Raw genomic sequence first — 8273 nt, forward strand, 5'->3', positions numbered from 1 at the left:
CGGGAAAATCGAACGTTGACCTGCATTGTTGGAGTCACTGAATTTCTGGTGTCCCGTACACCCGGCCCGCAAAAAGCCCGGTGAACGGGGGGGGCTAAGCGATGCACCCAAAACCATGACCGGACGTCCGATCGGATACCCGCTCGTTTCCCACCAATGACCAAGACCGCTCAGCCTGAAAAATACATTGGTTGCCATGGACGCGACACCGGGGGTCTCCCCAAGCCACCTTTATAAGTGGGGGGGGGGGCGATCTTTTTGCCAGGGTCCCGGGCGCCGACTGCTCGATGGCTTGGGAAACCGTGCGTTGCACCGGGATGGATTCCGGGCAGTCGTCGTTGCGCTGTGGCAGGACGTCCTTCCATTTGTCGAACCCGTCTGCCGTGGCCCGTGCGCGGGCCTCCCGGCTCGCGGAGCAGCCCGCGTGCAGCGAAGCCGGCATGCGGCGGACGGGGGAGTTGGCGGGTTCTTAAAGCTGGCCGGATGGTGCCAGGGGCTCGGGCGGGCATCCTTCGCGATGAAGGAAGCCCGCCCGAAGATGCCGCTCAGGCGTCGAGCAGCTGGCGCAACACGTATTGCAGGATGCCGCCGTGGCGGTAGTACGCCTCCTCGGCCGGGGTGTCGATGCGCACGGCCATGGTGATCTCACGGGTGGCGTCGCCGTCCTGGACGGTCACGGTGACCTCGTCGGGCAGCTTCTCGGTGCCCGCCAGCCCGGCGATCGAGTAGACCTCCTCGCCGGTCAGGCCCAGGGAGTCGGCGGTTTCCCCGTCGCGGAACTGCAGCGGAAGCACGCCCATGCCGATCAGGTTGGAGCGGTGGATCCGCTCGTAGGAGGTGGCCAGCACGGCCTTGACCCCCAACAGCAGCGTGCCCTTGGCCGCCCAGTCGCGCGAGGAACCGGAGCCGTAGTCGGACCCGGCCAGCACCACCAACGGGGTGCCCTCGGCCAGGTAGGCGCTCGAGGCATCGAAGATGGTCGTGGTCTCGGTGCCCGGCAGGTGCCGGGTGAAGCCGCCCTCGACGCCCGGGACCAACTTGTTGCGCAGGCGCACGTTGGCGAAGGTGCCGCGGATCATCACGTGGTGGTTGCCGCGCCGCGAGCCGTAGGAGTTGAAGTCCGCCGGGGCCACGCCCTTTTCCTGCAGGTACTTCCCGGCCGGGGAGTCTTTGCGGATCGCGCCGGCCGGGGAGATGTGGTCGGTGGTGACCGAATCGCCCAGGTTCACCAGCACCCGGGCGCCGGAGATGTCCTTGATGGGCTCGGGCTCTGGGCCCACCCCGTCGAAGTACGGCGGGGACTGCACATAGGTGGAGGACTCGTCCCAGGCGAATTGGTCACCCTCCGGGATGTGCATGGAGCGCCAGTTCTCGTCCCCGTGGTAGACGTCCGCGTACCCCTTGGTGAACATGGAGGCCTCGAGGTTCGCGTCGACGACCTCCTTGATTTCCGCGCTCGTGGGCCAGATGTCCCGCAGGTACACCGGGTTGCCCTCGGTGTCCTCGCCGAGGGAGTCGTTGAGCAGATCCACGTGCATCGAGCCGGCCAGCGCGTAGGCGATGACCAGCGGCGGGGAGGCCAGGAAGTTCATCTTCACCTCCCCGTGGATCCGGCCCTCGAAGTTCCTGTTGCCCGAGAGCACCGAGGCGACCGAGAGGTCGTGGGAGTTCACCGCCTCGCTGATTTCCGGGATCAGCGGGCCGGAGTTGCCGATGCAGGTGGTGCAGCCGTAGCCGACCAGGTTGAAGCCCAGGGTTTCCAGGTAGGGGGTCAGCCCGGAGCGGTTGTAGTAGTCGGTGACCACGCGGGAGCCCGGGGCCAGGGTGGTCTTGACCCACGGCCTGGAGCGCAGCCCCTTCTCGACCGCCTTCTTCGCCAGCAGCGCCGCCCCGAGCATCACCGTGGGGTTGGAGGTGTTGGTGCAGGAGGTGATGGCCGCGATGACGACCGAGCCGTGGTCAAGGGTCTCGGAGTTGCCCCCGAGGTGGATCTTGGTGGGCTTGGACGGCCAGGTGATGGCCGGTTCCTCGTCGGCGTAGTTGTGCGGCGGCTCGTCGCGTTCGATCCGGGTGCTGATCGCCACCGGGTCGCTGGCGGGGAAGGATTCGGCCGAGGCGTCGTCCAGCCCTCCGGCGATGGCCTCCTCATGGGTGTCCCCGGCCAGCAGCCGGCGCACCGCGCCCTGGGCCGCGGCCAGCGGGATGCGGTCCTGCGGACGCTTGGGCCCGGCCAGCGAGGGCACCACGGTGCCCAGGTCCAGCTCGACGACCTGGCTGAAGTCCGGCACGTGCTCCGGATCGTGCCACAGGCCCTGTTCCTTGGCGTAGGCCTCGACCAGCTTGACCTGGTGCTCCGCACGCCCGGTGAGCCGCAGGTAGTCAAGGGTCTCGGCGTCGATGGGGAACAGCGCACCGGTGGAGCCGTATTCGGGGGACATGTTCCCCAGCGTGGCGCGGGTGGCCAGCGGGACGTTGGCGACCCCGGGGCCGAAGAAGTCCACGAACTTGCCCACCACGCGGATCTTGCGCAGCAGCTCCGCGACGGTGAGCACCAGGTCGGTGGCGGTGGTGCCCTCGGCCAGTTCGCCGGTGAGCTTGAGCCCGACGACCTGCGGGATCAGCAGGCTCATGGGCTGGCCGAGCATCGCGGCCTCGGCCTCGATGCCGCCCACGCCCCAGCCCAGCACGCCCAGGCCGTTGACCATCGGGGTGTGCGAGTCCGTGCCGACCAGGGTGTCGGGGTAGGCGGCGGTGCCGTCGGGTCCCTCGCGGGTGAACACCACGCGGGAGAGGTATTCGAGGTTGACCTGGTGGCAGATCCCGGTGTCCGGCGGGACCACCAGGAAGTCGKCGAAGGAGTGCTGGGCCCAGCGCAGCAGCTGGTAGCGCTCCTGGTTGCGGGCGAACTCGTAGTCGGCGTTGACGGAGAAGGCGTCGGAGCGGGCGAAGACGTCGGCGATCACCGAGTGGTCGATGACCAGCTCGGCCGGGATCAGCGGGTTGACCTTTTTCGCGTCCCCGCCCAGGGCGGTCATCGCGTCGCGCATGGCGACCAGGTCCACCACGCAGGGCACCCCGGTGAAGTCCTGCATCAGCACCCGGGCCGGGGTGTACTGGATTTCGCTTGCCGCCTCGGCGGCCGGGTCCCAGGACGCCAGCGCGTTGATCTGGTCCTTGGTGACGAGCCGTCCGTCCTCGTTGCGCAGCAGGTTTTCGAGCAGCACCTTGAGGCTGTAGGGCAGGCGTGCGGAGTTTTCGACGGCGTCGATGCGGTGGATCTGGTAGCTTTGCCCGTCGACGTCAAGGGTTGAGCGGGAATTGAAGGAGTTGCTGGACATGGAAGCGCGGTCCTCTCGGGAATGCCGCCGGCCGCCGTGCCGGAGGCCGGGTGCTGTGTGCTCGGTGGATGATGCCGGGTGCGTGCCTTGTTCCCTCGCCACCTCCAATCCCTGCATCGTGCCCGGAACATGCACCGGTGTCGGTCCGGGCCCGGACGCCGGGTTGCGCGGCACGAGGGCCCGGGGGCACCGTGGGCCGACCCGTTCGCCGTGCCGTTGTTTGTGGTTCACCGTGCCGCTGGAAATACGCGGCGGTTGCTTTCAACCTACCTCCGAAGCGGGGAATTGGCCATGGATCGCCGGGCCGGGCCGGGCCAGGCGCGCAGCGCGTTCCGGAAACGTTTCCTTGACCGGCCCGGGTCGCCCGGGCCATCCTTGGGCAGGAGAGATTGCCGGGGGAAAGAAGGAACATGAAAAAGTTTTCGTTGACGGCCATCGCGCGCACCCAGATGCAGACCGCAGCCACGGTCTCGAGCGGGCGGGCGGCCAGCACCGTGTTCGGCGGGCACGAACACACGCTGCGCCAGACGGTCATCGGCCTGGCCGCCGGCACCGAGCTGAAGGAGCACATCAATCCGGGGGAGGCGACGGTGATGGTGCTCAGCGGCCGGATCCGCCTGAACTCGGGAGGCGAGTCCTGGGAGGCGCGAACCGGCGACCTGCTGGCGATGCCCCCGGGCTATTCGCAGATCACCGCGCTGGAGGAATCGGGGCTGTTGCTCAGCGTCGCCAAGACCGACCGATAGGCCGGCGCGGGCGGCGCGCCCACCGGGGCGCCCCGGGACCGGCTAGCCCTGGTTGCTGAAGGCCGCGTCGAAGGAGGCCTCGGGCAGCTTCCACAGCAGCGAACGGACGAATTCCACGGCCTGGCCGGCCCCGTGCAGCCGGTCCATGCCGGCGTCCTCCCATTCGATGGAGATCGGCCCGGTGTAGCCGATCGACTTCAGCGCCCGGAACGCGTCCTCCCACGGCACGTCCCCGTGCCCGGTGGAGACGAAGTCCCAGCCGCGGCGCGGGTCTCCCCACGGCAGGTGCGAGCCCAGCACCCCGGCCCGCCCGTTGGGGGTGCGCATCCGGGTGTCCTTGCAGTCCACGTGGTAGATCCGTTCCTTGAAGTCCCAGATGAACCCGACCGGGTCGATATTCTGCCACATSATGTGGCTGGGGTCCCAGTTGAAGCCGAAGGCCTCCCGGTGCCCGATGGCCTCCAAGGCGCGGACGGAGGAGTGGTAGTCGTAGGCGATCTCCGAGGGGTGTACCTCGTGGGCGAAGCGCACACCCTGCTCGTCGAACACGTCCAGGATCGGGTTCCAGCGGTCGGCGAAGTCCTGGTAGCCGGCGTCGATGACCGAGGCGGGGACCGGCGGGAACTGCGCCACGTACGGCCAGATCTTTGACCCGGTGAATCCCACGACGGTGTCGACCCCGAGCTTGCGGGCGACCCGGGCGGCACGTTTCATGTCCTCGGCGGCGCGTTGGCGCACCCCCTCCGGATCCCCGTCGCCCCACGTGTAGTCGCGCACCAGCGCCTGGTGGCGGAAGTCGATGGGGTCGTCGCACACCGCCTGGCCGGTGAGGTGGTTGGAGATCGCGTAGACCGCCAGCCCGTGGCGCTGCAGGATCTCCAGCCGCGACCGGGCGTAGGCGTCATCCTCGTCGGCCCGCTTCAGGTCCAGGTGGTCGCCGGAGGCCGCGATCTCCAGGCCGTCGTAGCCCCAGGCGGCGGCATGCTCCGCCACCTGTTCGAAGGGCAGGTCGGCCCATTGGCCGGTGAACAGGGTGACGGGGTGGGTTGAACCGGTGGCGGTCATGTCGGTGATCTCCTGTGGCCTGGCCGTTTCCGGCCCCTGGGTGGTGGGTATGGTTCGGTGCGGCGGGTGGTTTCGGGTGGTTCCGGTGCCCGGTGCCCGGGGCGCTGCGGCTACCGCGCCGCGGCGGTGGGCTGCGGGGCCCCGTGCTGCTGGACCAGTTCGTCGACGGCGGCGGCCGAGAGCACGTGCTGGACCACCAGCATGCTCGCCCCGCGCACCCCGGCCATTTCCCGTGCGGCCGATCCGACGATGACCAGGTGCTGGGTGGCCAGCGGGGTGGAGCGGAAGTAGACCAGCTCGCGGACCCCGGCGATCACGTGTTCGCCGGCGTTGGCCAGCCGCCCGCCCAGCACGATCACCGAGGGGTTGAGCAGGTTCACGCACATCGCCAGGACGGAGCCGATGTCGCGCCCGGCCTGGCGCAGCACCGCGATGGCCGCGGTGTTGTTCGCCTCGGCCAGCTTCCCGACCTCGGAGGCGGTGGCCACCTCGATGCCGTAGTCGGCCAGGTTCCGGGCCACGGCCGGGCCCCCGGCCAGTGCCTCGAGGCAGCCGGTGTTGCCGCAGCGGCACGGGGTGTTCGCGCCTCCCGGGACCTGGACGTGCCCGAGGTCGCCGGCGGAGCCCTGGGCGCCGCGCTGCAGCTCGCCGCCGCTGATGATCCCGACGCCGATGCCGGTGGCGGCCTTGACGAAGATCAGGTTTTCGGTGTCCGGCCAGCTGAAGGACTGCTCGCCCAGGGCCATGATGTTCACGTCGTTGTCCACCAGCACCGGCACGTCGAAGGTGCGCTGGATGGTGCCGGGGATGTCGTAGTCGTTCCAGCCGGGCATGATCGGGGGCTTGGTGGGCCGGCCGGTGGAATGCTCGACGGGGCCCGGGACGCCGATGGCGATGCCCGAGAGCGTCGCGGCGTCGCGTCCGTTGCGCTGCAGCAAGTCGCTGAAGCAGCGCACCACCCAGTCGAGCACCGGCACCGGGCCGGCGGTGATGTCGACGTCGGCGCGCAGGTGGTCGATGACGTTTCCGGCCAGGTCCGTCAACGCGACGATGCCGTGGGCCGCACCAAGGTCGGCGGCCAGCACGGAGCGCGAGTCCGGGGCGAAGGCGAAGGTGGAGGGCGGGCGCCCGCCGGAGGAAACGGCGGGGCCGACGGCGCCGATGAGCCCGATGTCCAGCAGTGCGTCGACGCGTGCGGCGATCGTGGAACGGGACAGGCCGGTGAGGCCGGCCAGCTCCGAACGGGTGCGGGGGCGCCCGTCGCGCAGATACTGGAACAGCTCTCCGGCACCCGTGCCGGGGATGGGTGGCTTGGGGGGAATCATCGACAATGCCATGGGACAAGTGAAGCATATCGGGCAGAAGATGTAGTCGCGGAACCGACTAATGACGAATGCCTGGCAACTTTTGCTCGACAATAATCATAAGTCCGTGTAACGTCCATCACTATGAGCGACGACGAAGCCACAGGCACCGCCCCGCAGGGTGCGCACCTGCTCGAAATGCGGGGGATCGAAAAGCGGTTCCCGGGCATCATCGCCCTGCAGGACGTCTCCTTCGAGGTGTCCGCCGGCGAGGTCCACTGCCTGCTGGGACAAAACGGAGCAGGCAAGTCCACGCTGATCAAGGTGCTCGCCGGCGCCCACCAGCCCAACGAGGGCCAGATCCTGCTCGACGGCATGGAGGTGGGCTTCTCCAGCCCGGACGATGCGATCAAGGCCGGCATCGGCACCATGTACCAGGAACTCGACCTGGTCGAATCCCTCACCGTGGCCGAGAACATCTTCCTGGGCCACGAGAAATCCCGCGGCGGCTTCAGCTCGCGCCGGGCCGAGCAGCTCGAGGCTGCGCACCTGCTGGCCAGCCTCGGGCACCCGGAGATCTCACCCCTTCTCGAGGTCGGCGCACTATCCGCGGCCGGCCAGCAGATCGTCTCCATGGCCCGGGCCCTGTCCAGGGAGGTGCGGCTGATCATCATGGACGAGCCCTCGGCGGTCCTGGACTCCGAGGAGGTGCGCAACCTCTTCGACACCGTCCGCAGGCTCACCGCCAGCGGCGTCGCGGTCATCTACATCTCGCACCGGCTCGAGGAGATCCGCGTGATCGGGGACCGCATCACCGTCCTGAAGGACGGCCGGGCCGTGGCCTCGAACCTCCCGGTGTCCGAAACCCCGAACGTCGAGCTCATCAAGCTCATGACCGGCCGCTCGATAACCAGCGTCTTCCCGCCGGTGGCGGCACCCGCGCCGGATGCCGCCGAAATCCTCGCCGTCACCGACCTGGTCGTGGCCCCGGGACACGACCCGATCTCCTTCTCCGTGCGCGCCGGGGAGGTGCTGGGGCTCGCCGGGCTGGTCGGCTCGGGCCGCTCGGAGATCCTGGGCGCCATCTACGGCACCACCAAGCCGGCCTCCGGGACCGTCGCCATCGACGGCAGGAGGCTGCGCCCCGGCTCGACGGTCTCGGCGGTGAACGCCGGCATGGGACTGTGCCCCGAGGAGCGCAAGAGCCAGGCGCTGCTGCTCGATGACACGCTGGTCGCCAACTTCACCCTGGCCAGCATCGGGCGCTACGCCACCGCCGGGTTCACCAGCCAGCGGCGCGAATACCGGGCCAGCATGGAGCAGGTGCGGAACCTGGAACTGCGCCCGGCCGACCCCGCCCGCGAGGCCCGCACGCTTTCGGGCGGCAACCAGCAAAAGGTCGTGCTCGGGCGCTGGCTCTCCCACGGCTGCCGCGTGCTGCTGCTGGACGAACCCTCCCGCGGCGTCGACGTCGGGGCGCGCAGCGAAATCTACAACCTCATCGCCGGGCTTTCCCGCGCCGGCATCGCCATCGTCGTGGTCTCCAGCGAACTCGAGGAAGTCCTCGGGCTGTCCCACGAGGTGCTGGTCGTGTCCGAGAACCGGATCGTGCACCGGGCACCGGCCAGTGAATTGAGCGAACACCAGATTCTTGACCTCGTGATGGAAGGGACCACACTATGAGCACCTCGGCCCGAACCGAGCTGAAACCGGCGCCAAGCCTGCCTCCGCGGCGCAGCGCGATGAAATGGCTGCTGGATGCGGGCCTGCGCCGGAACATGGGGCTGATCCTGGCCCTGGTCCTGCTCGCGGTGCTGGGC

5 protein-coding genes are annotated in these 8273 nt (G+C 69.0%); 2 read left to right on the forward strand and 3 right to left on the reverse strand.

All coding sequences use genetic code 11. The annotated features are described in order from the left end of the window. Nucleotides 1-545: 545 nt before the first annotated feature. Complete coding sequence (locus tag BLJ79_RS03180; RefSeq protein ID WP_071213188.1) at nucleotides 546-3338, reverse strand: aconitate hydratase; 2793 nt, start codon at nucleotides 3336-3338, stop codon at nucleotides 546-548. A 410-nt stretch (nucleotides 3339-3748) separates the two neighbouring features. Between BLJ79_RS03180 and BLJ79_RS03185 the strand changes: the two genes are divergently transcribed. Then, nucleotides 3749-4084: a cupin domain-containing protein gene (locus BLJ79_RS03185; protein WP_071213189.1), complete on the forward strand. Its 336-nt coding sequence runs from the start codon at nucleotides 3749-3751 to the stop codon at nucleotides 4082-4084. 42 nt (nucleotides 4085-4126) lie between these two features. Here BLJ79_RS03185 and BLJ79_RS03190 read toward each other — a convergent pair whose 3' ends face one another. Together BLJ79_RS03190 and BLJ79_RS03195 are read right to left on the reverse strand one after the other, a co-directional pair. After that, complete coding sequence (locus tag BLJ79_RS03190; protein WP_071213190.1) at nucleotides 4127-5149, reverse strand: sugar phosphate isomerase/epimerase family protein; 1023 nt, start codon at nucleotides 5147-5149, stop codon at nucleotides 4127-4129. A gap of 110 nt (nucleotides 5150-5259) precedes the next feature. Next, entirely contained in the window at nucleotides 5260-6474 is a 1215-nt protein-coding gene (locus tag BLJ79_RS03195; protein ID WP_286135242.1) for an ROK family transcriptional regulator, read from the reverse strand. A gap of 123 nt (nucleotides 6475-6597) precedes the next feature. On the opposite strand from BLJ79_RS03195, the gene BLJ79_RS03200 reads away from it, so the two are divergent. Further along, nucleotides 6598-8136, forward strand: a complete 1539-nt coding sequence (locus tag BLJ79_RS03200) for a sugar ABC transporter ATP-binding protein (RefSeq protein WP_071213192.1) — start codon at nucleotides 6598-6600, stop codon at nucleotides 8134-8136. The last annotated feature ends 137 nt before the right edge of the window (nucleotides 8137-8273 follow it).

The organism is Arthrobacter sp. UCD-GKA, assembly GCF_001863355.1.
In the GTDB taxonomy this organism is placed as follows: Bacteria; Actinomycetota; Actinomycetes; order Actinomycetales; family Micrococcaceae; genus Paeniglutamicibacter.